The organism is Peribacillus sp. NPDC097198, assembly GCF_044762055.1.
Classification (GTDB): Bacteria; Bacillota; Bacilli; order Bacillales; family DSM-1321; genus Peribacillus.
Genome location: NZ_JBIWDO010000003.1, coordinates 364264 through 388199, shown reverse-complemented (window position 1 = coordinate 388199; position 23936 = coordinate 364264). Strand labels below are relative to the sequence as shown.

Genomic DNA, 23936 nt, shown 5'->3' with positions numbered 1-23936 from the left:
TGTTAAGGACTTAATCATTTTTTTCAACAAAGGTGTTTATCATATTACAGATAAGCGCCCTTTAACAGAATAACAAAGCAATTCCAAGGTTTGTTTGAGTAAATATTTGCTTATCCCCATTTGTTAAGGTTACATGTTCATCAATTGCACATTTTATATTTTCTTTAATGTTATAAAAATGAGGGGCGATCTTAAAAATAGAGTTGAAATATTGAGCCTAATCTACCTTTCTTGCTTATATGATTGATATTGATATTCTATTTATTATCCTTTTTTCCTCCTATTCTTATTTACCTATCCTGCTCAGTTAGTTGAATAGAAGGAAAAATAATATAGTTAAAATAAACCCCTATTATCGGCATCACCGAAGAAAAAACGAATAACATCTTTCACTAAGATTAAAGTTCAACTCTCAACTTATAAGTTGAGAGTTGAACTGCGACATAAAATTGATAGTGAATACTGATGTAGTAGGGCTAAAGGTTAAGTGAACAATTTCGGTGCATATATAAACAAAGTTTTGTCGTGAGTGTGGGTGTTTTGTGTATTTAAAAAGTAAACATAAATATAAAGTATTCACCCACAAAATAAAAACCCTCAACGCTTAGAGCGTCAAGGGTTCAAAGAATTAATACGTGCTCATATATTGTTCGCGTTCCCAAGGGTGAACTTGTGTGCGGAACATATCCCACTCGATTTCTTTTGCTTCGATGAAGTGTTCAAGTAAATGATCACCTAGAGCATCCTTGATGACTTTATCCGCTTTTAATGTTTCTAATGCCGCGTATAAAGTAGATGGAAGATCGATGATGCCTTCTGCTTCACGTTCTTCTTTGTTCATGACATAGATGTTACGGTCCACTGGAGCTGGAGGAGTCAGGTTATTTGCGATTCCGTCTAGACCCGCTTTTAGGATGACCGCAAGTGCAAGGTATGGGTTTGCTGCTGGATCGACACTACGTACCTCAACACGAGTACTTACTCCACGTGAAGCCGGGATACGGATTAATGGGCTACGGTTTTTAGCGGACCAAGCAACATAGCAAGGTGCTTCATAACCAGGTACTAAACGTTTGTATGAGTTAACAGTTGGGTTAGTTACCGCTGTAAAGTTTGGTGCATGTTTGATGATACCCGCGATAAATTGTTCAGCTGTTTTGCTTAATTCTAATTTACCATCTTTATCGTAGAAAGCATTTTCGCTTCCCTTAAATAGAGATACGTTACAGTGCATACCTGAACCATTCACACCGAACAATGGTTTTGGCATGAACGTTGCATGTAAACCATGTTTACGGGCAATCGTTTTAACGACCAATTTGAATGTTTGGATGTTATCACAAGCTGATACAGCGTCTGCATATTTCCAATCGATTTCGTGTTGTCCTGGGGCAACTTCGTGATGTGATGCTTCAATTTCAAAGCCCATTTCTTCCAGTTCAAGAACGATATCGCGACGGCAGTTTTCCCCTAAGTCAGTAGGTGCAAGGTCAAAGTATCCACCTTTATCATTTAATTCTAGAGTTGGTTCGCCTTGAGCATCTAGTTTGAATAAGAAGAATTCAGGTTCAGGTCCTAAGTTAAAGTTCGTGAAGCCCATTTCTCTTGCTTCAGCGAGAATTCGTTTTAGGTTAGCACGAGGGTCCCCATCAAAAGGTGTTCCATCTGTATTGTAGATATCGCATATCAGACGAGCAACTTTACCTTTTTCTGATGTCCAAGGGAAAACCACCCATGTATCTAAATCAGGGTACAAATACATATCTGATTCTTCGATGCGTACGAAACCTTCAATGGAAGATCCGTCAAACATCATTTTATTATCAAGTGCTTTTTCCAATTGACTAACTGGAATTTCTACATTTTTGATTGTTCCTAGGATATCAGTGAATTGTAAACGAATGTACTTTACATTTTCTTCTTTTGCTAAACGAGTAATATCTTCACGTGTAAACTTTGCCATTTTCAATTCCCCCTAAATAATAGTTCATATTGATATTTCATTTGAAAAAACGCGACATATCACCTTGTCGGAGAGATGTGCGATTTCTAGTGCCTTGGAGAAGCTCTGCTCGTAAAAGCTTACGCAGTTCGTCATCACTTAAGTCACGTCTTATTTTCTCCGCCTGTTCAAGATCTTGTGATTTCGGTAAATTTTGTTCTTTTACAGTAAATATCTTCTTAATGCCAGCGAGATTGACGCCTTGTTCGATCAAGTCTTTAATCTCAAGGAGTCTATCAATATCGTTTAAAGAAAAAACGCGCCGGTTTCCGTCTGTTCTCATAGGAGTAATTAATTGATGCTCTTCGTAATATCGAATTTGACGTGCAGACAAATCAGTCAGCTGCATCACAATTCCGATGGAAAAAAGAGGCATAGAACGCCGAATGTTGTTGCCGCTCATTCTTTGCATCCTCCTTTGTTTATCTTGATATAATCATAGTATATGGTATTTAATATGTCAAGGTGATGTTACCTTTTATGACATAAATTATTCATAAAAATTGAATGATTTGTAACCCATTGAATATTATGACTATTTTTCTTCATGAGAATCCAGACATGCTGGGTTCTCACGAAGTGTATTTCTTAAAACTAACGGCTACCATCTCATGTCACAAATGTATCAATTCTTTCTCCATTAACGAGTTCACCGCGGTCAATACAGCCATTTTGACATGGGCATATGTTAAGCCACCTTGAACATAGGCAACATAAGGAGACCTTGTCGGTCCATCTGCCGTCAGTTCAATGCTAGCTCCTTGGATGAATGTTCCTGCAGCCATGATTACATCATCTTCATACCCTGGCATATAAGCAGGGTATGGAGTAACATGTGAATTAATTGGGGATGCATATTGAATGGCCTGGCAAAAAGCCACCATTTTATCTTTATCATCGAATTGGACAGACTGAATTAAATCGGTACGTTTTGCATCCCAACGAGGGTATGTATTCATCCCGATTTTTTCTAAAAAGGCTGCTGTGAACATCGCACCTTTTATCGCTTGCCCGACGACATGTGGCGCAAGGAAGAATCCTTGGTACATTTCCTGTAGGCTATATAGTGAAGCCCCTGCCTCCGCTCCAATACCTGGGGACGTCAAACGATAGGAACACGCTTCAACTAAATCTTTTTTACCGACAATGTATCCGCCAGTCTTCACAATTCCGCCACCTGGATTTTTAATGAGAGAACCCGCCATAAGATCTGCCCCGACATGACAAGGCTCTTCCGTTTCCACAAATTCGCCGTAGCAATTATCCACGAAAACAACGATTTCTGGATTGATTTCCTTGACGAAAGAAATCATTTCCTTTATTTCATCGATTGTAAAGGAAGGACGAGTCGCATAGCCCTTTGAGCGTTGGATGCCTATCATTTTCGTTTTCGGATTGATCGCTTGTCTGACGGCTTCAAAATCCACACTTCCCGATTCCATTAACGGTACCGCATCATAACCTATTTGAAAATCGCGTAAGGACCCAATTCCAGAACCCCTGATCCCGACAATTTCTTCTAATGTATCGTATGGTTTTCCAGTTATGTATAGCAATTCATCGCCTGGACGTAAAATCCCAAATAAGGCAGTGGATATGGCGTGTGTACCGGAAATGATTTGAGCACGAACCAGTCCTGCTTCCGCACCAAAAACATCGGCATATATTAATTCGAGCGTATCACGTCCGATATCATCATATCCATATCCTGTTGTTGGGTTAAAATGCGAATCACTCACCCGGTGCTTCTGATAGCTTTGCAATACGCGAAATTGATTGGTCTCGATTCTTTCATCTACTTGCTTATGTAATGGAAAAATCATCGCTTCGACTTCTTGGGCGATTGTTTTTAAGACTTCTCCATGCTTTAACTGCTGATACATCCAAATTCCCCTTTTATAATGAGTATTTCTCTAGCTGTCCAATTATTGAATGATCAGCTAGACAAAAACCTTTGCATTCATATCTTTCCGATTCTTCATTAAAGGAGAGAGTACGCAAAATGGTTTCATTTTTCAGCTGTGATAGTAGTTTACCCTCACTGGAAGGTAAGAAAACATTATACGGTATCATTTTCTCAATGACGTACTTTTCAATTTCTTCCATGATTGTTTCCAGGTCTTTTTGGTCATAGGCACTGATTAATAACGAATCATTACTGGAAGACCTTAAAAAGTCGACGTGAACCCTATCCTTCTTATTATACAACGTTAGCTGGGGAATGGAAGAGACATCTAAGTCATTTAATAGGTTGTGAACCGTTTTCTCATGATTAAAATAATCCGAGCTAGACGAATCGACAACGTGGAGCAACAAGTCCGCTTCCTTCACTTCCTCTAATGTCGAGCGAAAGGCTGCAATCAGGGAAGTCGGCAAATCCTGAATGAAACCGACGGTATCGGTCATTAGTACAGTGAAGCCGCTAGGAAGAATCGCTTTTCGCGTCATTGGATCGAGAGTGGCGAATAACAGGTTTTCTTCAAAAGAATCTGCTTCTGTCAAACGGTTGAACAAGGTTGATTTACCAGCGTTCGTGTAACCAACCAGAGCAACCTGAAACGCCTTATTTCGTTTTCTCCTTTCACGATACCTCTCTCGGTGCTTCACGATTCCACTTAGTTGTTGCTTGATTTCGTCAATTTTCCCACGAATGTGACGGCGGTCACTTTCGAGCTTCGTCTCTCCCGGTCCCCGCGTACCGATTCCACCTCCTAATCTGGACATGGCTGTACCCTGCCCGGCTAAACGAGGCATTAAATATTGGAGCTGGGCAAGTTCCACCTGGAGCTTACCTTCCCTCGACCTGGCTCGCTGAGCAAAAATGTCCAGTATAAGCTGAGTCCTGTCAATCACCCTCGCCTCGAGGAATTTAGAAAGGTTCCGGATTTGACTCGGTGATAATTCATCATTGAAAATGAATAAATCAGGCTCCAATTCCGCTTCCAGGTTTTGTAGTTCTTCTATTTTCCCTTTGCCTATATATGTAGACGGATGAACCCGTTCTCTTTTTTGTGTAATGGTCATCAATACCTCGCCATTTGCTGTCTTAGCTAACGACGCCAGCTCCTCCAGTGAATAGCGGAAATGCTCCTCATCCTCTGTCGTTTGACAACCAATCAATACAGCGGTTTCCCTTATTGCCTGTTCCAATTCACACACCACCTAAACAATTTTCATCCATCATACCAAATAAATGGCCACATATAAAATTTTCCTGAAAACAGGGCCAGTAACCATATTAATATCACCCGTAACATGCTAAAATCAAGTTTGGCTTTACCATAAATCTGAAATGACATAGAGGGAAAAGGATATGACGTGGGAAGTATTAACCTTCATTGGTACAATTGCATTTGCCATAAGCGGAACCATCATTGCAATGGAAGAAGAGTATGATATTTTAGGAGTATATATTTTAGGAATCGTTACGGCTTTCGGGGGAGGCGCGATTCGAAACCTTTTAATCGGCGTGCCTGTATCTGCGCTTTGGGATCAAAGCCTCTATTTCACCGTCGCCCTGGTATCAATCACCATCGTTTTTCTTTTCCCTACCAATCTATCAAGGCATTGGGACAGATGGGGAAACTTCAGTGATGCCATTGGACTCTCTGCGTTCGCTATCCAAGGTGCGATGTATGCAGTGGAACTGAATCATCCAATTAGCGCCATTATCGTGTCCGCGGCATTAACCGGATGTGGCGGGGGAATAATCAGGGATGTACTTGCCGGGAGAAAACCGTTAGTCTTTAGAAAAGAAATCTATGCCGTTTGGGCAATCATCGCAGGTTTGGCCTTAGGCAGTGGGCTTTTCTCGCAAGCATGGCATTTATACACACTCTTTATTTTTGTCACCTTATTCCGCGTGCTATCTTACACATATAATTGGCACCTTCCTAATAAAAAATGGGTCCCGAAAATATAAATGCGAAAGGCCAGCCACGTTTAATGGCGGGCCTTTCTTTTGTCACTCCTTCTCATCATCCTCGAAAACGAGGTCTTGACTTGTCAGTGTAAGCAGGTCGACCTTTTCAAACGTATCTTCTATTAATAGGCGCATGGCCTGCGCCCTTATCGATTTTTCAAGTACATTCCGGATATAACGGCCATTAGAAAACGATACCACGCCACGATCGGAACGTAATACAATTAAATGTTCCTTTAACTTCCTTTCGGCATCCCGGCTCATAATATATTCACGCTCTTGCAACATGAGGCCAGCTATCTCCATTAACTGATCGATTGTATAGTCCGGAAAATCGACGACTAGTGGAAACCTCGAATAAAGCCCTGGATTGAGACTTAGGAAATAGTCCATTTCACGAGAATAACCTGCTAAGATTAAGATGAATTCGTGTTGGCGATCTTCCATATGCTTGACAAGCGTATCTATCGCTTCTTTGCCAAAATCCTTCTCTCCACCTCTTCCCAAAGAGTAGGCCTCATCGATAAATAATATGCCACCTATTGCCTTTTTAATCAGATCACGTGTTTTTTGGGCTGTATGACCAATATATTCACCGACCAAATCGGCGCGTTCCGCTTCAATCAAATGCCCTTTAGAAAGGACATTCATCTTTTGAAACAACTTACCAATCAATCGGGCAACGGTAGTCTTACCTGTTCCTGGATTCCCTTTAAACATCATATGAAGTGCTTGCTGACCAGTCTTCAGCCCTCTGGTCTCACGTTGTTTGTTTATGTAAATCCAAGCGTATATTTCCTTTATCATACGTTTCATCTCATCCATTCCAACCAGTGCCTTCAGTTCATCTTCTATTTCCTTCAAAGCCACATGTTGTTGGGGGATTTCTTGGACCAACACTTCTTTGACCGGCAAATCTTTCTGTAGTGATTTTCTATTTTCCGCATTAAAAACGATATTGATTTGCCCGTTATTTTTCATACGGATCGGTTGTTCCAATGTCTTCACCTCTCCATCTTGGACCCTAAACTTTTAAACCATTCATTTAACATGAAACACACAAGGACCTTTCGGGTCATTATATGTTTTCCCTTCGCCAATATCTCCGTCTAATTTACTTTTGTGAATATTGGGTTTTTCAGTTAGCTTTCTTGTCTATAAAGGGGCTTTCGACAATTTATCTCCTATTCATCATTTCTTTCATTCATTTGTCATTTCCTGCGCTTTCCCGAGAAATGATTCTTCCTTCCATATATATATTCAAAACGAACAAGTAAAATAATCGAATCCTTGAAAAAGATACAAGCTCTTAGCACAAAAAAACAGGCCGCCCTGTGGGACGCCTGTCATTTTTCTATCATGTATATGGTTATTCCTTCACTTCGTAATCAATTTGAACATTACGCTGTGGAGCGAATGTGGATATAGCATGTTTGTATACCAATTGCTGCTTACCTTCGGATTCGAATAACACAGTGAAATTATCAAACCCTTTAACCTGGCCCCTGATTTGGAAACCATTTAATAAGAAAACCGTCACATACGTCCCATCTTTTCGTAATTGATTAAGAAATTGGTCTTGAATATTTACGGATTGCTTCATGATTTAGTCCTCCTCTTTTCTCTCTAAATTTATGTATTCGCCTTCTTTGAAAAGCTTTCCTGCTACAAATCCAGATATTTCATTTATTTTTTTTGTAAACCCTTCGATGTCCGTCATATTAAACCAGATTACATCCATTTTATTTCGGAACCAGGTCAATTGACGTTTTGCATATCGGCGTGAGTTTTGCTTCAAAGAATCGATCGCTTCTTCCACCGAAGCCCGGTCTTCAAAGTAGTCGTATATCTCTTTGTAACCAATTGCCTGTATCGATTGGCAATCCCTCAATCCTTGATCATAAAAAGATTGTACCTCTTCAATCAATCCGGCTTCCACCATTCCATCAACTCGTTGGTCAATACGTTCATATAACTTGTCCCGATCCATTGTCAGTCCTATTATGCATGTATCATATTTCATTTCCGTGGGTTGTTGATTCATCTGCTCACTCATTGTTTTTCCTGTACAGTGGTAAATCTCAAGTGCACGAATCACCCTTCTTACATTATTAGGGTGTATTCTTTTAGCACTTTCTGGGTCCACACTCCGCAATTGGTCAAAAACAGGATCGATTCCTGCTTCGTTGACTTGTTTTTCGAGCTGTTCCCTATATAGAGGATCGGATGGCGCTTCAGAGAAATGATAATCATAGATTACCGATTGAATATATAAACCCGTGCCTCCTACTATGATAGGGAGTTTGCCCCTGCCCTGAATATCCTCAATGCAAGCATTTGCCCGCTTCTGAAACTCAGCTGCACTGAATGGTTCATCCGGCCCCTTTATATCAAGTAGATAATGGGGAATGCCTTCCATCTCTTCTCTTGTGATCTTTGCAGTTCCAATATCCATTCCCTTATAAACCTGCATGGAATCCCCACTGATTATTTCTCCATTAAATCGCTTGGCCAACTCAATGCTCAGTTTCGTCTTGCCTACTGCCGTCGGTCCAATAATGACTAGAAGTTTTCCTTTTTGTTGTGTCAACTTTATTCACTGCCTTATATGATTTTTTTTTATCTTATCACAAAACGCCACAAAAGCAGTTAAACATCTAACCATTATATCCATTCCTCACTCATTTATTCACATCGGCGAATATATCTCCTTAACAAGTTAGCGAAGGTTCTGGTTCAACGCTTGGAGTACTGTCTGTAAATCCACATGACTAAAGGCATGATCCCATAAACGGGTTCATGCCCCTAAACATCCCTAACAAAAATAAAGCATCTCACATTTTGGGCGGCTCTTTGTAAAAACTTCATTCCACAGGTATTAAGACCGTTACAGTCGTTTCTATTTCATTCGAATCTACTGATATCTCACCGTTATATCTTCTTACTAGATCCTTAACGATAAACAGACCTTGACCACGCTCTTTTCCTTTTTCTTTCTTTTTAGTGGAAAATCCACTTATATAAATCTTTTCCAGGTCCCCCCTACTAATCATCTGTCCTGAATTCGTAACGGTGAATGTATATTTTCCTTTATCCTTTTTACAAATGATATTCATACGCCGCTCTTGCTCAGGTATTTCAATCGTAGCTTCTATGGCATTATCTATTATATTTGATAACAATTTAATTAAATCTATCGTCTTAATCGTATCGAAAGAATCTGGAGAAATATCAAGGCTTATATCAATATTATAGTTTTGGGCAGACAGCCTTTTCGTTTCCAACAGCACCGATAACCCAGGGTGTGTAACGTTCATTTCCATGGATTCTATGGTATGGATCTCCTTAGAGAGACCTGTTAAGTATTCTAATGCTTTATCTTTTTCTCCAAGTTTTAAAAGACCGTGTACGACCTGAATGTGATTGGAGAAGTCATGCCTTAGGGAACGAACAGATGCCATAAGAGATTGAAACTCCGCCCTGTACGTATCCTCAGTATCCCCTACCTCTCGTATCAACTCTTTTCGATACCATCTTTGCATGATTGTAAAAGCAATGGCCAGGATAATGACAAAAGCGCCCGAATAAATCAGATTAAAAATGCTGCTATTGATAACCTCATCGCTTATTGCGTGAATATCTTCAGCACTCGCATCCACTCCTAAAAAACCTATTACGGAGCCTTCCTTATCCTTTATGGGAACTCCTACAGTCATATACTTCCCATATATGGGGTCATCCAGAATATCCGTGATGAAGTTTTCTCCCTTATAGGCCTGTCTGACCTGGCGTTCGGGGACCGTGCATAGTTCCCCAATTTCAGGTTCTCTTTTAACGTTTTCTGGGAGACCTGCAATCATGGTCCTTGACTCTTGGGGGTTTTCCACTTTTAAAGTATAGATGTGTACAACGCCAACATTTTCACGGACATTCTCTAAATAGGCTTTAATATCCTCATATTCTTGGCTCTTTACTGGGTTTTTAAGAAAGCGTTTATAGGCTTCTATATCCAACGTACTAGCAACAGACTTAGCAACCAAGAGATTTTGATTGGCCACAGACCTTTGAACAGTATTTTTGATATTTAAATAAGAAGTAAACATATTAAGTAGGACAAATCCAAGTAACAATAGGAATATCATTATAATGAATGCTTTTACCTTTTTATTTTTCATAAAATTCTATATACCCCATCTCTTGAAGTTGATAATCGGATATTATACTATAATTTTACTATAATTACAGAGAAAGGAATATAGTAAACTTATTTTATATCGATTATCATAGGTATATTTAATCACAAAATGAATAAATAAGATAATGACACAACGTTCTAAATATTCCTTTTTCTAGACTTCAACAAGTGTGAAAGGGGCTGTCTAATAAGTCCTTATTCCAGTGAATTTCGCAAAAACAAAGAGGCGGAAATGTTGTTAAATCAACGTTTCTGCCTTTTACTATTTATTCAATTACGGGGTAATTACACCTTTTGGGACAGCCCCTTTTTTCGGCTATCATGCTTTATTAATTGATTTCATTTTTTTCAAACCTTTACGTACTATAACACCCCGTAGAAATTTGTTGAAGTTTCAATAGATGAAATCATTTACAAGACAATAAAATCAAGAGGATCACTCCCCGCAAGTCCACGAGAAGCACTTAAATGACCTGTTCGATTTTCTACTAAAGATTGATTTTCTGCCATGAGTACTCTAATTGCTTAAAGCATGCAGAATGGAATTGTCAGTCACGATAAAAAACCTTGACTGGTTTTTAACCAATCAAGGAGTGACTTTACACCATTAAATTTCCTCAGGGATTTTTAGTCCCTCGATAAAGGATTTGAAACTTTCTGCCACTTTATAAATATTTTCATCCTGACTGGAGGGATCTGCGTACCACCCCTGATCCCAAAAGAAGATTCCTTGTTCTTCATCATTGTTTATCAACAGGATTTTTCCTGCACAGGTATCGTTGCCGATTATAATGCAATTTGTATGTAAACCATCTTTATTATTTTCATGCAACTTTTGTAAATCAAGCTGTTCACTATCGATATCCAACCCATATAAAACGTCTAACGATACAAGTGTGTCCAATGCCTCTACATAAAACTTACCATTTTGAACGGTAGTGGTCCCTCCGTTATATTCAAGGAGGAAATGTTTATAATCAGCCGGAATCTCGAAACCGACATACCTCTCAAAGTTATTGACCGCTTCCTGTGTTGCTTTGCCGTATCCAGTGATTTTCCTCATCCTATCAACTCCAGTTCGTTTTAATAAAAAACTACATTAGCCACCTATATGCCTAAACTTAAATGTAATCAGGGGATAACTCCGAAGATATATGTTGATTGCAGTTGTCTTTCAATAGCCCCTTTAATATCTCGTTTTACAATAAATAACAATATCTAATTATAATTGTACTATACCATGTAGATTCTCATAATTCTTGGGGAAATAGTACGTTTTCGTCAAATTTCCCACTCGTTGCTTGTAAAAGAAAACTTCACTATAACTATTATTCCCCATATTTATCCTATACCACTTTCTTAAAATATATTAACATAATTTCGTTTGTTTTTTTCAGTATTTTCTGCAAATAAAAAGGAAAAATAAAGGTGTTGACATAGTTCATCTTTACGTTGCTATGTCAACATCCCCCAGCCTCAGTTACAACTTATTTCTATTCTTTTCCTCATTTTCACTTATTTTATCTAGCATTGAAATCGTATCTACCAAGTGATTATTAAATATTTGACGTGCTATTGAAAGAAGTTCCACAATCATGGGGTCTCTTAGTGAATAGACCACGCGATTTCCATCTTTCGTTCCTACGACAATATTTTTCGCTCGTAAAACGGTTAGCTGCTGGGAAACTGCGGATCCTTCACTACCAATGAGATTTTGGATTTCATTTACGTTTTTATCTCCTTCTGACAATAACTCGAGAATTTTTATTCTCAAGGGATGTGCAAGTGCCTTAAAAAACTCCGCTTTAAATTGTTGCATCTCAAGATTCAATGATAATTTCTCCTCTTCAATTTAATTAACTGGAAAAGGCCCGTCTTCTTTCCTCAATACCTTTGGTGAGATCCCCTGATAAAGCCGAACATTCTCTAAAGGCAAAGTGCTTGCAGCCAAGACACTTATTCCTATTTAACTGTTCAAGAGCGTAATCAATCGCTACTCCTGTATGATCAAAAAAATGATCTTTCCCAATTACTTCATATAAGCCAGTTTTGATCAGAAGCGTTTTAGGTTGTGGTTTGATTCCAGAAATCAAAACGAGACCGTGTTTAGAAAAATGATGAACGATGTTAGAAAGATAAGACTCACCAGTGGTATCCAACAATGGGACTTGTCCCATTCTTAAAAGCAGTACCTTTGGTTTGGAATGGGTTGTCCCAATAATAGACTGTTCAAAAGTTTGGGCTGCACCGAAAAAGAGTGGCCCTTCCACATTATATATACTAATCTGTGGACAATCATGCGTAGATGTAACTACTCGGCTATCAACCTGTTGATGTTTATTATTGGGATTAGGCAATACTTTTTCAGTTACTATTGTATCACTCATTCGTTTTATAAATAAAAGGACGGCTAAAATAAGCCCCACTTCTACGGCGCTGGTTAAATTTTCAAATACCGTCAATAAGAATGTTATAACTAGAATGAGTGAATCTGTCGTTTTGATTTTGACCATATTAAAGAAAAGATGCCTCTCACTCATATTCCAAGCAACCACCATCAATATCGGAGCCATACTTGCCAACGGCACCTTTGAGGCGTACGGTGCAAACAGCACTAAAACCAAGAGGACGACTATGCCATGAACCACACCGGATACCGGGGAAACAGCCCCGTTTTTAATATTGGTAGCCGTTCTTGCGATTGCACCTGTCGCTGGGATTCCACCGAATAGAGGCGTAATTATATTAGCAACGCCTTGACCAATCAATTCCTTATTACTATTATGCTTACTACCGGACATCCCGTCTGCCACGACTGCTGATAATAATGATTCTATTGCTCCTAGCATGGCTATGACAAGCGCGGGTCGAATTAAAAGTTGAATGCGATCTAAAGTAATCTCAGGAAATTTGAACTGTGGCAAATTATTTGGAATTTCCCCATATGTGGAACCAATCGTTGCTACTTGACCCGGAAATAAGAAAGTGGCAACCAACGTCGAACAGATAATGCCGATTAGTGGCCCTGGAATCTTTGGAAAGAACCTTGGTGTGCCTAAAACAGCCAGTAAACAAATACCTGCGGTTAATACGCTGTACATATTCATGCTTTGAATATGCATGAATATTTCCTTTACATTATTAATGAATTCTTCGTGTTTCTCCACACCAGACAATCCCAGAAAGTTCGGAACCTGGCCCACAAATATGATGACGGCAATCCCAGCGGTAAAACCAATCGTTACAGGTTTGGGAATAAACTTAATTAATGAGCCTAATTTAAAAATCCCCATTAAAGTTAGGATGATTCCTGCTAAAAATCCAGCAATTAATAAATTTTCAAACCCATATGTCATTACAATCCCAAATAAAATCGGGATAAACGCACCTGTTGGCCCACCTATTTGAAATTTTGAACCCCCTAATAAGGAAATCAATACTCCGGCAATGATTGTCGTGTATATCCCATATTCAGGTTTTACACCTGAAGCTATAGCAAATGCCATGCCTAATGGAATGGCAATTACACCGACTACGAGTCCAGCTATAAGATCTTTTTGTAAAGATTGAAAAGAATAATCTTTGTATCTTCCATCAATAAGCCAATTTCGCTTCATAAAAAAGCACTTCCTTTTTTATTTTTGTATATCTGATTATTTGAATATACGATTATTAGAATTTAACCCTTTCTCTTCTTTTTGTCAAAGGTCATTTTAAAGAGAGGGGGTAATTCAGTAGGAAGCGTGAATCATTTATTTTTGATACAGTACCTTTTGATGGGTCCTTTCTATTATATTTGGCAAAAAAAGAAGCACTTAACCCATTGGTCAAATGCCTCTTTTTACTAACTTCCTTCCACTATATATTTTCCCTGTACGTAATTGTCCTTTCATTCTGTTTCAGGGAAAAAGATTTGAGCTGTACGGATATCGACTAAAGCGGGTAACTCTGACTGCAAAGCTTCTGTGATGGATCCTTCCAAGGAGTTATCCTCTTCGACATGCACACCCTTCCATCCACAGGCTTCCGCTACCTTTACGAAATCAGGATTTGTCAGACCCACGCCCACTTCATCCCCTCCCTCAGCTTTAATTTTATCCCGTTCCATTTGTAGTGATTCATTATTGAGTACGATGATGGTAATCTTAATGCCATATCGTTTGGCTGTCAGTAAGTCAGCAAGTGTCATCTGAAGGCCTCCGTCACCGACAACGGCTACTACTTGTTTTTCCGGTTCGGCTAATTTGGCAGCCATTGCAGCTGGAAGACCAAACCCCATCGTTCTCCAATATCCTGAAAATAGAACCCTTTGGTTTTGTTGGCGCAAGATTCTATTCGTCCAAACAGTTACATCCCCAGTATCGATTGCTAGGATCGCATCTGGATCTATCGTCCTTTCAATCGCTCGAATAATCCTTGCTGGGTGTATAGGAGAACCTTCGCTATTGCCTTCCTGTTCCAATTGCGCTGACCATAATTCTTTCACTTCCCGGCAACGACCGACCCACTCATCATTCTTGTTGTGCCCTTTTAATCCAAGATTCAATTGAGGAATAACCTCTTCAGTATTACCTTTAATACCGATTTCTACGGGTATGCTTTTTTCAATCTTGTCAAAATTACTGTCTATCTGTATAATCTTCGCATCCGTTGGCACATATCCTTCGGGCCACCAAGTAACACCGGCAAGCAATACAACGTCAGCCTCCAGGAAGGCGGTCTTCGCATATGGATTGCCGCCTTCCCCGATGCCTTGTAAAAGATTTGGAGAATTTGCCTCGAAAGCGCCCTTGCCCCCAAGGCTAGTAAGAATGGCAGCACCCCACGTACCGGCAAGCATCTCAATCGCTTCTGAAGCACCATGGGCACCGGCTCCAGCAAGTATCATAGGTTGTCTCGCTGTTTTCATTACCTCAAGAATCCGATTCTTGCTTTCTTCTTCCAGCGAGGAAGTACTTTTAACAAGTAAAGGTAAACGCCTTGGCCGCACTTCCGTTTTTTTATCGAAAAAATCCTTTGGTATGGAAAGGTGAGTAACCCCTCTCTGGCCAAGCGATTTTTGGGCCGCTTTATGCATCACTTCAATAATGGCATCCGGGCTGGTCAAATTTACACTATAAGAAGCAAACGGCTTCACGAGTTCCTGTTGATTCACATATTGTTGAAAATCCGTTCCTATTTTATCACTTGGAGCCTGCCCTGTTATGGCCAACACCGGTGCTTTATCGGAATAGGCATCACCAAGTCCATTAAGCAAATTAGTGACCCCAGGTCCCATGGTCGCGGTACACACACCCAATCCACCTGTTAACTTGGCCTCCGCCGAAGCCATTAAAGCGGCTACCGATTCATGCTTAACAGCAATGAATTTAATATTTTCTTGATTCGCCAGTGCATCAATCAGTCCAATTATCGTATCTCCCACCACTCCATAAATTCTTTTCACATTCATGAGTTGTAATTGTTGAATGATTAACTCGGCAACTGTATTCTTAGAATGTTCCAAAATCCTTCAACCCTCTCGTTTTTATTACTTGCGTTAATTTGTCCTATTATTTTTTACACTAATCTCCTTTCTTTTAAACAAATGTATTGAATTTTATTTTTTTTATAGTTAGTTCTATTAAAATAAAAAAGCCATCTGAGCATTAACAGATAGCTTTTCTACTTGTATGGATTTCTAATCATCTTTCAATTACGTATATCACTATAGCAACATACAAAATAATTTTTAAAAAAAAGGATACTGATAATGCATGAGATTATTAATATTGAGGATATATGAAAGATAGCCATGTATCCTTACTCCAGTGATCCCCGCTTGTATTATGTATGGAAAAACAAACATCATTTCATGATGGGAATAAACATTTAAGGAATTTAAAGATAAAGAGCGTTAATTAAAAGGGCAGGCCAGGGCACCCAATCAAAAATGATTGAGTGCCCTTTTACTATTTATAAAGTACGTTCATCCTGATTATATGATTTTATAATCATCATAAGTAATTATTAACCTACTCATGGACACAGTTTCTGCACGTATCCTGTTTTTATCTCGACAATATGCGATAAGCGAACTATTGGGAAGTTTGGCCGTACAATTCCATTTGTTATGCTTTTTAGAATATCTGGAGGAAATCTGAATCATTTCTCCATGAACTTTTAATAATCGACGTTTGATCAAAGGCATCATCTCCAATACAAGTAATATCTTATACCCTGATTTTAGAGAGTTTATTCGTAAAAACTAAAAGAAATACAAAAAAGTAAGAAAATTATAGGTATTTTATAGGAATGAAGCCTATTTCTAAGGTGAATTCTCAAAAAAACCATAAAAATGGAGAATATAGAAGATATTCAAGTTTCCCGATGATACCACGAAAAATGTCCCCTGGCTTACACGAACATAAATAATAACTTTAAGTTATATTCATATTGTAAAAAACTATTTGAAATTAACAGTCGGTAGACGTATGATTAGGAGTGTTAGGATAGAGACACGTGAGTTCAGTAAGTTAATAGGTTCTATCAAAGGAACTACATATCAGTATGGGCCTCTAGTAGCGATAACTTTTTAAAGAGATTTTCAAAGTTATAGTTTCTGACTTCGATAGTAATGTGACTTTGCATCCTAATTAGCAAATTAAGTTCAACGCAAAGGGGAAATAGATATGGCAGATGTAGTCTCAAAATCAAAACCTGAAAACGAAACACTTAATATCTCTGCAAGCCAGGAACAAAGAGATATCCTAGATCAACTTTTAAACCCTGAGGTTCAACAATCACTGAATAATTTAGTAGAACAATTACCAAAATTAACGGAATTGGTTAATATTTTGACAAAGTCATATGATTTTGCTCAATCTGTTGCAACTGATGAAGTATTGAAAAATGATACAGTCAGTGCTATTTCAGAAATGGCAACACCAGTTGTATCTTCTGTAAAGGGCCTTGCTGCCAATGCAATCGAAGCAAAGGACCGCGCTGAAGAAAGTACGGAAGTCATTGGTCTTTTCGGTTTACTACGTATGATGAAAGATCCACAAGCGCAAAAACTTTTCCGTTTCGCAAGTGCGTTCCTTGAAATCTCTGCAGAACGTAAGAACCAAAACTAATTCTATTATTATCATTCAACCAGTTAGGACGGGGGATTAACAAATGTCAAAACATATCGTCATCTTAGGTGCAGGATACGGCGGATTACTATCTGCATTAACGGTTCGAAAATACTTAAATAAAGATGAAGCACAAGTTACAGTGGTTAACCAATACCCAACACACCAAATTATCACAGAACTTCATCGTCTAGCAGGAGGATCAGTTTCTGAACAAGCTGTTGCCATTCCGTTAGAAAAACTTTTCAAAGGAAAAGACATCGACCTTGTCATTTCCAAAGCTGAATCTTTCTCAGTGGATAAAAAACAAGTTAAACTTGCTAATGGTTCTACTCTAACTTACGATGCTTTAGTTGTTGCTTTAGGAAGCCAAACAGGATTCTTCGGCATTCCAGGACTTGAAGAAAACAGCATGGTATTAAAATCTGTACATGATGCAAACAAAGTTTACAAACATATCGAAGATCGCATTCGTGAATATTCCATTACGAAAAATGAAGCGGACGCAACGATTGTAATCGGCGGCGGTGGATTAACTGGCGTTGAATTAATCGGTGAAATCGTAGATCATTTCCCTAAAATTGCAAAACAATTTGGCGTAGACTACAAAGACTTGAAAATCAAGCTTATCGAGGCTGGTCCAAAGATTCTTCCTGTATTACCGGATTCATTAATTGAACGCGCAATGACAAGTCTACAAAAACGTGGGGTCGAATTCTTAACTAGCCTTCCTGTAACAGGTGTCAAAGGCAATGTTATCGAATTGAAAGATGGACAAACCATCACGGCTAATACACTTGTTTGGACTGGTGGGGTCGCTGCTCTTCCTATCGTTGGGGAATCAGGTCTTGAAGTGGACCGTGGTAAAGCAACTGTCAATGAATATCTTCAATCCAAGTCTCATAATGACGTATTCGTTGTTGGCGATAGTGCCGTTGCCTTCCCTCCAGAAGGTGGACGTCCATACGCACCAACAGCACAAAACGCTTGGCAAATGGGCGAACTAGTCGGTTACAACCTATATGCAGCATTTGAAGGTAAAACACTAGAAAAATTCGCACCTATCAATTCTGGAACACTTGCCAGCTTAGGTCGTAAAGATGGTGTAGCAACAGTTGGGGCTAACAACACTGAACTTAAAGGCTTACCTGCCACTTTAATGAAGGAAGCTAGTAACATCCGTTATCTTACTCATATCAAAGCGCTTTACAATTTGGTCTATTAAGTTCAACACTGAACTTAATCATTTGTAAATAAGTAGACGCTGAGAAAAATCCAGTTTCTGTCCTTAGACGGAAACTGGATTTTTCAATTCCACCAATTGATAGATTAGGAATCTATTGACGAATTAATAAATGATAGAACATGGTCCCCTCCCCCGTAGGATGGCAAGGCAATACAATAAGTATAGACTGAGGGCATTTTTGCCGGACCTTAAATTCAGGCCTGGTGTCACCCTCTTTAGCGTCCCTGTTACATTTCCCATACAAACCCATCAAGAATGAAATCATATACGTTAACATTTACAGAATATGCTCCTTTTACAAATACCAAACATGACGATCAGCCCTACAACCTACTCTCTGCCGTTATTAAGAAATTTTTTCGAATTACCTTTAGCTATTGATTTCGCTACCCCTCATTCATGAAAAAGCAAAAAAACAAGCTGAAGCGCGATTTGCATGCTTCAGCTTGTTTTTTATTTTTCTTCTTCCCAAATGATCCATTCATGAACTTCAAGGATTTCAAAAAATTTCACAAGTCGTGGTAAGGCCGGTTCGGCTTCTTCCCCAAAGTGTTCAATCATCGCTTCCGAAATCGCTTGAACATTCTTGCGATATGCCATTTGTTCAATGGCAAATCTCCCAAACTTATCTAGCTTGATTTTACGAAATGCCCTTTGCTTCAAGAAACGAATCGTCAGTCTCTCGATGAAGTTAGTTCTCTGGATAATCAAAAATCCTAAGTCCGAAGAAGAATCCATTTCTAGGGTGACACGACTTTCCAAAAGAGGAACCATAGTTAACAGGTTCCTCTTTGATTTTTGCTTTTTACGAAACATCTTCTTTATTCCTTTTGCTAGATACAAACCAAAGTACTCCAGCTAAAGCAAGGAAAAGTAAGAATGGTATTAGGTTGCTCGCTATCACCGCTACGGCTGGAACTTTTACTCCCACTGCAATTAAGACTGCAATAAGCACTCCAATCAATGATTCACCGGCGATTAAACCGGACGCGAACAATGTTCCTCTATCTACTCTTGCTTTACGTGCTTCTTTAGATTTAGAAAAACGTTCAACGAAGTAACGTACAAATCCACCGATCATGATTGGCGCACTCGTATGAACTGGCAAGTAAATCCCAACTGCCACACTAAGTGAATTCAAACCGAAGAACTCTAGAGTAATGGCAATCGCCGTTCCTATGAAGATAAGGGTCCAAGGTAAGTCTCCTCCAAGAACACCTTCAGCAAGAATTTTCATCAAGGCCGCTTTAGGTGCAGGAAGTTCTGCAGAACCCATTGTATAAGCATTATCCATTAACACTAAGGTAAAGCCAATGACAGCTGCAGATGCAACGACACCAATCATCATCGCAACTTGTTGTTTCCATGGCGTACCACCGACAATATAACCTGTTTTCAAATCTTGAGAAACGTCACCTGACACTGCAAGTGCCGTACAAACGATTGCAGCAACCGTTACTACAGCTATCATGCCATCCATGCCAGTGAAGCCTGTTGCCTTATAAATAAGCGCTACAATTAGTAGTGTCGCAATGGTCATCCCAGATGTAGGGGATGAAGAGCTTCCTACAATCCCAACAATCCTTGAAGCGACCGTCACGAATAAGAAACCAAAAATACCGATTGCAACTGCGCCTATGATACCTACTTCCGTTACAGGTGCAAAGGCAATGATCAAAAGAACAATAAGCATCCCTAACCACACGAATTTAGCAGGAATGTCTTTTTCAGTACGAATTAGCCCGGCTTTAAGCTGACCTTTATTCGCTTGCACGCCTCTCAGCGTTGCAAAAGCAGAACTGAATAGAGTGGGCAATGTCTTAATCAGTGTGATTAAGCCCCCAGTCGCAACTGCTCCAGCTCCGATGTACCGAATATAATTATCCCAAATTCCCCAAGCATCCAGTTCACCGATAGGAACTTCTGACGGGAATATAGGTGTTGAGCTACCACTACCAAAGAAGCTAATGGCCGGTATAAGGACGACCCAAGCCAATAGACCCCCACCGATCATTTGACCCGCAACACGTGGACCGATGATATACCCGACACCCAATAGGGAAGGAAATGCATCAAGGCCGACTACTGCATTTTTAAAACCAGTGATGCCTGTTTCCACTTCCGTTTTAAATAGCTTGAATCCATCTCCAAGCGCTTTAACCACACCACCGATTACTAAACCGACTCCGATTAATTTAGCGCTAGAACCGCCTTTTTCTCCTGATTTCAATACCTCGGCACATGCCGTACCCTCAGGATAAGGTAATGTTTCGTGCTCCCTTACTATTAAAAGCTGACGAAGGGGGACCATCATGAAGACCCCAAGGAATCCACCAGTTAAAACAATGAATAGGATTAACGCTTGACTAACATCCATCCCCCACATAAATAATGCTGGGATAGTAAAAACGGCTCCGGCCCCAATGGCCTCACCTGCTGTTGTCATCGTTTGCACAATGTTGTTTTCTAAGATGGAATCTCGTCGAAAAATCCCTCTCAGGATTGCCATTGAAATTACCGCCGCGGGTATAGATGCGGAAACCGTCAATCCAATAAGGAGACCTAAATATGCATTAGCTGCTCCAAAAACGATGGCAAGAATTATACCTAGAATAATTGCAGTGACAGTTAATTCGGGTAAAGATTTCGAAGCAGAAACGTACGGGACGAATTTGCTCTCTTTTGAATTGTTAGACAATTTAGACACTTCCTATATCTTTTTAACTTTAAAAACACAGGAATTATTATATCACTGTAATTTCTATTCATGCAATGGGAAAATTCTGCTTATTCTTAAATAAGACAATAGGGAAAATTCAGTTAAATGATATTTTATAAGAATATTATTTTGAAAGACTTTGGTTTCTAACTACAATCTTTATCATGGGTATTTGCACATTCTAAAGAAAAACCGCATATTCTGCTCAAAACCCACACCATCGTAAAGGAAGGATACCTATGGATTATGCATCACCTTCGACTCAATTTACCTTCGATGTAAATAAAAGTACTTTAGTAAAAAAAGATAATCTGAACTATATAAATGTATTGGGCATTTCACAGTTGAACACCCTGGAGAATACTTCTTTACTCGATATATTCTTAAGTGCCAATAATATCATCGAACCTCATTACCATCAAAATGCAGCTGAGCTAGTTTATTGCATCTCCGGGGCCGCTACAGTATCCATTCTGAATCCATATACAAAGCTCATTCAGAACTACCCCATTACTCCCGGCCAAGTAGCGAACGTCCCACAAGGCTGGTGGCATTATGAAGTGGCTACCATGGACCAAACACATTTACTTGCTATTTTTAATGCACCTATCCCTGAAGTCATTCTTGGATCGGATATCTTGAAATTAACGCCAGCGGATATCATGGCCCACACTTATTCCATAGATGAAAACCAATGGAAAAAAACGGTGTCACCCGTTCAGCCCTCGACTTTCATTGGCCCACCCGTAACCTATAACAGAAATGGGAATAATCATTCCAATCAATCATGGCACTATCTAAACCAATGGTACGGTAGCCCATACTACAATCAAAATCCATCAGCTTTACCATATTATTAGTATTATTTTAATAAAATAATATAAAATCCCATAAATAACTAAAATATTATCCTTATATTTTATATTAATGGTATTTTTTATTAATTCATGCATAAAATAACAGATAAATATCTATACGAATGAAAAAATACTATTTTAAAATATTTATTATCTCACTTTTCTCTTAATAACCATGATAAGATATGCTAGGGTGATATAATGATGAAAAAACTTAAAGTAATATTAGTGGCTGTTCTATGTTTAACTTTATTTACTGGAATCCAGTCAACTGAAGCTGCTGCTTCCAATGTGAAGGTACACTTTATCAATGTGGGCCAAGGCGATTCCATCCTGATTCAAACCGGTAATGAAAACATTTTAATTGATGCTGGTGGAAAAGGAAAAGGCGATGATGTCGTTGCCTATCTGAAAAAACAAAAGGTAAAAACGTTGAATGCGGTTGTCTCGACGCATCCGGATGCCGATCATATCGGTGGACTGGCCTATGTAATCAATAACCTGAAAGTCAAAGCTGTGTATGCACCGAAAGTTTCCCATACCACACAAGCTTACAAAGACTTTTTAAAAGCGGTTAAGAAGAAAGGGCTAAAAATCAAGAAAGCCAAGACCGGGGTAGTAGTCACAACGAAGGCAAAGAATACGTCATTGAAATTCCTTGCTCCAGTCAAAGACTATAAGAAAGACTTAAATAACTGGAGTGCCGTCCTATTGCTTAAACATAATAAAAAATCGTTCTTGTTCACTGGCGATGCTGAAGAAAAATCCGAAAAAGACATGCTTGCCAAAAAGGTAGTACCAAGCGTGGATGTCCTTAAAGTTGGGCACCACGGGGCAAAAACATCTTCTAGTTCAGCTTTTATTAAGAAAGCAAAACCAAAATACGCTATAATAAGTGTAGGAAAAAATAGCTATGGGCATCCTACTTCTACCGTTGTAAAACGCTTGAATTCCATAAAAGCTAAAATCTATCGTACAGACAAATCTGGAAACATTATTTTTACTTCTACAGGTACGAAACTTACTGTAAAGACGGTGAAATAAATGAAGCAAGGAATAATTGATCGCTTTGAAGGTGAAATAGCTGTCGTGGAAATCGATGGTGGCGATATGAAGGATTTTCCGAAAAGCTCCCTTCCAAAAGGGGCCAAGGTCGGAGATATGCTGATTATCGATGGTGATACAATTACTGTCTCCAAAGAAGGAACAAGAAAGTTAAAAAAAGAAATTGATGACTTGATGGATGAGTTGTTTGAAGATTGACTACGACTATCCCCTTCTCAAAATGAGAAGGGGATTTTTTCTACATCTTTTACCTTAATAATAATGAACTAGCTGAGAAACATGAACTTACCCTGGAGGTATATTTTTTAACTTACACGTTCCCTTTCATTCTTATCACTTTTCCCTCTAATTCAAACCCTACTTCCTGCATTCCATTTTTACGATAAAAAGACAATGCGTTTCTATTAGTAGGAGAAACGCGTAGATGATATTCCTTTACCCCATATTTTTTAAAGAAATGAAGAGCATATCGGTGAAGTTCCTTCCCTAACCCCATTCCACGTTTTTCAGGAATGAGATAATAAAGATTTACGTAGCCTACTTTACTACCCTTATATTCTTTAATTGTAAGTTCAAGTTGACCGATGGGCACATCATCTTCCATAACCAAGACAAATCCACCTGGATATCGGTTCGATTTTATTTTTACCCAATCCAGATATTCCTCTACGTTTCCAAGATCCTTATCAGAACCAAAGCTTATGATGAAAGAGTCCCTACGAAATCGAATAATGAATGTTCTATGCTTCGTTACATCAATCGGTTCAAAATGCAAAGAAACTCCTCCCTTAGCATACATATTACGTATTATGTTG

Annotated in this window: 21 protein-coding genes; 6 read left to right on the top strand and 15 right to left on the bottom strand. The window is 39.0% G+C overall.

From position 1 onward, the window contains the following. Nucleotides 1-628: 628 nt before the first annotated feature. The 4 genes from glnA to hflX form a co-directional block, all read right to left on the bottom strand. Nucleotides 629-1963 (bottom strand): type I glutamate--ammonia ligase, encoded by a 1335-nt coding sequence (gene glnA, locus ACIQXQ_RS07320; RefSeq protein ID WP_402956395.1) that lies wholly within the window; start codon nucleotides 1961-1963, stop codon nucleotides 629-631. A 37-nt stretch (nucleotides 1964-2000) separates the two neighbouring features. Then, nucleotides 2001-2405 carry a MerR family transcriptional regulator gene (locus ACIQXQ_RS07315; protein WP_402875291.1) on the bottom strand — a complete coding sequence of 135 codons (405 nt, stop codon included), beginning with the start codon at nucleotides 2403-2405 and terminating at the stop codon, nucleotides 2001-2003. A 211-nt stretch (nucleotides 2406-2616) separates the two neighbouring features. Beyond that, nucleotides 2617-3885: a methionine gamma-lyase family protein gene (locus ACIQXQ_RS07310; protein ID WP_402956393.1), complete on the bottom strand. Its 1269-nt coding sequence runs from the start codon at nucleotides 3883-3885 to the stop codon at nucleotides 2617-2619. A gap of 13 nt (nucleotides 3886-3898) precedes the next feature. Beyond that, complete coding sequence (hflX, locus tag ACIQXQ_RS07305; protein ID WP_402956391.1) at nucleotides 3899-5152, bottom strand: GTPase HflX; 1254 nt, start codon at nucleotides 5150-5152, stop codon at nucleotides 3899-3901. Nucleotides 5153-5315: 163 nt separating this feature from the next. Between hflX and ACIQXQ_RS07300 the strand changes: the two genes are divergently transcribed. Next, nucleotides 5316-5924, top strand: a complete 609-nt coding sequence (locus ACIQXQ_RS07300) for a trimeric intracellular cation channel family protein (protein ID WP_402875283.1) — start codon at nucleotides 5316-5318, stop codon at nucleotides 5922-5924. A gap of 42 nt (nucleotides 5925-5966) precedes the next feature. Here the strand turns inward: ACIQXQ_RS07300 and spoVK are convergent, their stop codons facing one another. The 8 genes from spoVK to ACIQXQ_RS07260 form a co-directional block, all read right to left on the bottom strand. After that, entirely contained in the window at nucleotides 5967-6923 is a 957-nt protein-coding gene (spoVK, locus tag ACIQXQ_RS07295) for a stage V sporulation protein K (protein ID WP_402875280.1), read from the bottom strand. Between the two features lie 370 nt (nucleotides 6924-7293). Then, nucleotides 7294-7527 (bottom strand): RNA chaperone Hfq, encoded by a 234-nt coding sequence (gene hfq, locus ACIQXQ_RS07290; RefSeq protein WP_034313436.1) that lies wholly within the window; start codon nucleotides 7525-7527, stop codon nucleotides 7294-7296. Nucleotides 7528-7530: 3 nt separating this feature from the next. Beyond that, nucleotides 7531-8514: a tRNA (adenosine(37)-N6)-dimethylallyltransferase MiaA gene (gene miaA, locus ACIQXQ_RS07285; protein ID WP_402875277.1), complete on the bottom strand. Its 984-nt coding sequence runs from the start codon at nucleotides 8512-8514 to the stop codon at nucleotides 7531-7533. 274 nt (nucleotides 8515-8788) lie between these two features. Continuing rightward, complete coding sequence (locus tag ACIQXQ_RS07280) at nucleotides 8789-10099, bottom strand: sensor histidine kinase (RefSeq protein WP_402956389.1); 1311 nt, start codon at nucleotides 10097-10099, stop codon at nucleotides 8789-8791. Between the two features lie 627 nt (nucleotides 10100-10726). Next, on the bottom strand, nucleotides 10727-11182 hold the full coding sequence (locus ACIQXQ_RS07275) for an SMI1/KNR4 family protein (protein ID WP_402875271.1): 456 nt from the start codon (nucleotides 11180-11182) through the stop codon (nucleotides 10727-10729). Nucleotides 11183-11599: 417 nt separating this feature from the next. Next, complete coding sequence (locus tag ACIQXQ_RS07270; protein WP_402875268.1) at nucleotides 11600-11950, bottom strand: ArsR/SmtB family transcription factor; 351 nt, start codon at nucleotides 11948-11950, stop codon at nucleotides 11600-11602. Between the two features lie 25 nt (nucleotides 11951-11975). Continuing rightward, nucleotides 11976-13736: a SulP family inorganic anion transporter gene (locus ACIQXQ_RS07265; RefSeq protein WP_402956387.1), complete on the bottom strand. Its 1761-nt coding sequence runs from the start codon at nucleotides 13734-13736 to the stop codon at nucleotides 11976-11978. Between the two features lie 272 nt (nucleotides 13737-14008). Next, entirely contained in the window at nucleotides 14009-15625 is a 1617-nt protein-coding gene (locus ACIQXQ_RS07260; protein WP_402956385.1) for a thiamine pyrophosphate-binding protein, read from the bottom strand. 1165 nt (nucleotides 15626-16790) lie between these two features. Between ACIQXQ_RS07260 and ACIQXQ_RS07255 the strand changes: the two genes are divergently transcribed. Then, entirely contained in the window at nucleotides 16791-17234 is a 444-nt protein-coding gene (locus tag ACIQXQ_RS07255; RefSeq protein ID WP_402875259.1) for a DUF1641 domain-containing protein, read from the top strand. Between the two features lie 43 nt (nucleotides 17235-17277). Further along, the gene (locus ACIQXQ_RS07250) at nucleotides 17278-18459 is read left to right on the top strand and encodes an NAD(P)/FAD-dependent oxidoreductase (RefSeq protein ID WP_402875257.1); all 1182 of its coding nucleotides are present in this window, start codon (nucleotides 17278-17280) and stop codon (nucleotides 18457-18459) included. 474 nt (nucleotides 18460-18933) lie between these two features. On the opposite strand, the gene ACIQXQ_RS07245 is transcribed toward ACIQXQ_RS07250, so the two are convergent. Both ACIQXQ_RS07245 and ACIQXQ_RS07240 read right to left on the bottom strand, forming a co-directional pair. Further along, nucleotides 18934-19296, bottom strand: a complete 363-nt coding sequence (locus ACIQXQ_RS07245; RefSeq protein ID WP_402868494.1) for a PqqD family protein — start codon at nucleotides 19294-19296, stop codon at nucleotides 18934-18936. Then, nucleotides 19286-21178, bottom strand: a complete 1893-nt coding sequence (locus ACIQXQ_RS07240; protein ID WP_402868492.1) for an OPT family oligopeptide transporter — start codon at nucleotides 21176-21178, stop codon at nucleotides 19286-19288. Before ACIQXQ_RS07240 ends, ACIQXQ_RS07245 begins: the two co-directional genes overlap by 11 nt. 260 nt (nucleotides 21179-21438) lie before the next feature. Here ACIQXQ_RS07240 and ACIQXQ_RS07235 point away from each other — a divergent pair, with 260 nt between their 5' ends. The 3 genes from ACIQXQ_RS07235 (at nucleotide 21439) to ACIQXQ_RS07225 (ending at nucleotide 23319) form a co-directional block, all read left to right on the top strand. Continuing rightward, entirely contained in the window at nucleotides 21439-22059 is a 621-nt protein-coding gene (locus ACIQXQ_RS07235) for a cupin domain-containing protein (RefSeq protein ID WP_402956383.1), read from the top strand. A gap of 201 nt (nucleotides 22060-22260) precedes the next feature. Continuing rightward, nucleotides 22261-23100: a ComEC/Rec2 family competence protein gene (locus ACIQXQ_RS07230; protein WP_402956381.1), complete on the top strand. Its 840-nt coding sequence runs from the start codon at nucleotides 22261-22263 to the stop codon at nucleotides 23098-23100. Then, nucleotides 23101-23319, top strand: coding sequence for a DUF3006 domain-containing protein (locus ACIQXQ_RS07225; protein ID WP_402956379.1), 219 nt, complete (start codon nucleotides 23101-23103; stop codon nucleotides 23317-23319). 112 nt (nucleotides 23320-23431) lie between these two features. Here the strand turns inward: ACIQXQ_RS07225 and ACIQXQ_RS07220 are convergent, their stop codons facing one another. Then, complete coding sequence (locus ACIQXQ_RS07220) at nucleotides 23432-23896, bottom strand: GNAT family N-acetyltransferase (protein ID WP_402956377.1); 465 nt, start codon at nucleotides 23894-23896, stop codon at nucleotides 23432-23434. Nucleotides 23897-23936 lie beyond the last annotated feature (40 nt).

What these genes read in the sequence shown, in the direction of transcription:
- glnA (WP_402956395.1), bottom strand. Translation starts at nt 1,963, where the DNA reads ATGGCAAAGTTTACACGTGAAGATATTACTCGTTTAGCAAAAGAAGAA.
- ACIQXQ_RS07315 (WP_402875291.1), bottom strand. Translation starts at nt 2,405, where the DNA reads ATGAGCGGCAACAACATTCGGCGTTCTATGCCTCTTTTTTCCATCGGA.
- ACIQXQ_RS07310 (WP_402956393.1), bottom strand. Translation starts at nt 3,885, where the DNA reads ATGTATCAGCAGTTAAAGCATGGAGAAGTCTTAAAAACAATCGCCCAA.
- ACIQXQ_RS07300 (WP_402875283.1), top strand. Translation starts at nt 5,316, where the DNA reads ATGACGTGGGAAGTATTAACCTTCATTGGTACAATTGCATTTGCCATA.
- hfq (WP_034313436.1), bottom strand. Translation starts at nt 7,527, where the DNA reads ATGAAGCAATCCGTAAATATTCAAGACCAATTTCTTAATCAATTACGA.
- ACIQXQ_RS07280 (WP_402956389.1), bottom strand. Translation starts at nt 10,099, where the DNA reads ATGAAAAATAAAAAGGTAAAAGCATTCATTATAATGATATTCCTATTG.
- ACIQXQ_RS07275 (WP_402875271.1), bottom strand. Translation starts at nt 11,182, where the DNA reads ATGAGGAAAATCACTGGATACGGCAAAGCAACACAGGAAGCGGTCAAT.
- ACIQXQ_RS07265 (WP_402956387.1), bottom strand. Translation starts at nt 13,736, where the DNA reads ATGAAGCGAAATTGGCTTATTGATGGAAGATACAAAGATTATTCTTTT.
- ACIQXQ_RS07255 (WP_402875259.1), top strand. Translation starts at nt 16,791, where the DNA reads ATGGCAGATGTAGTCTCAAAATCAAAACCTGAAAACGAAACACTTAAT.
- ACIQXQ_RS07250 (WP_402875257.1), top strand. Translation starts at nt 17,278, where the DNA reads ATGTCAAAACATATCGTCATCTTAGGTGCAGGATACGGCGGATTACTA.
- ACIQXQ_RS07245 (WP_402868494.1), bottom strand. Translation starts at nt 19,296, where the DNA reads ATGTTTCGTAAAAAGCAAAAATCAAAGAGGAACCTGTTAACTATGGTT.
- ACIQXQ_RS07235 (WP_402956383.1), top strand. Translation starts at nt 21,439, where the DNA reads ATGGATTATGCATCACCTTCGACTCAATTTACCTTCGATGTAAATAAA.
- ACIQXQ_RS07230 (WP_402956381.1), top strand. Translation starts at nt 22,261, where the DNA reads ATGAAAAAACTTAAAGTAATATTAGTGGCTGTTCTATGTTTAACTTTA.
- ACIQXQ_RS07225 (WP_402956379.1), top strand. Translation starts at nt 23,101, where the DNA reads ATGAAGCAAGGAATAATTGATCGCTTTGAAGGTGAAATAGCTGTCGTG.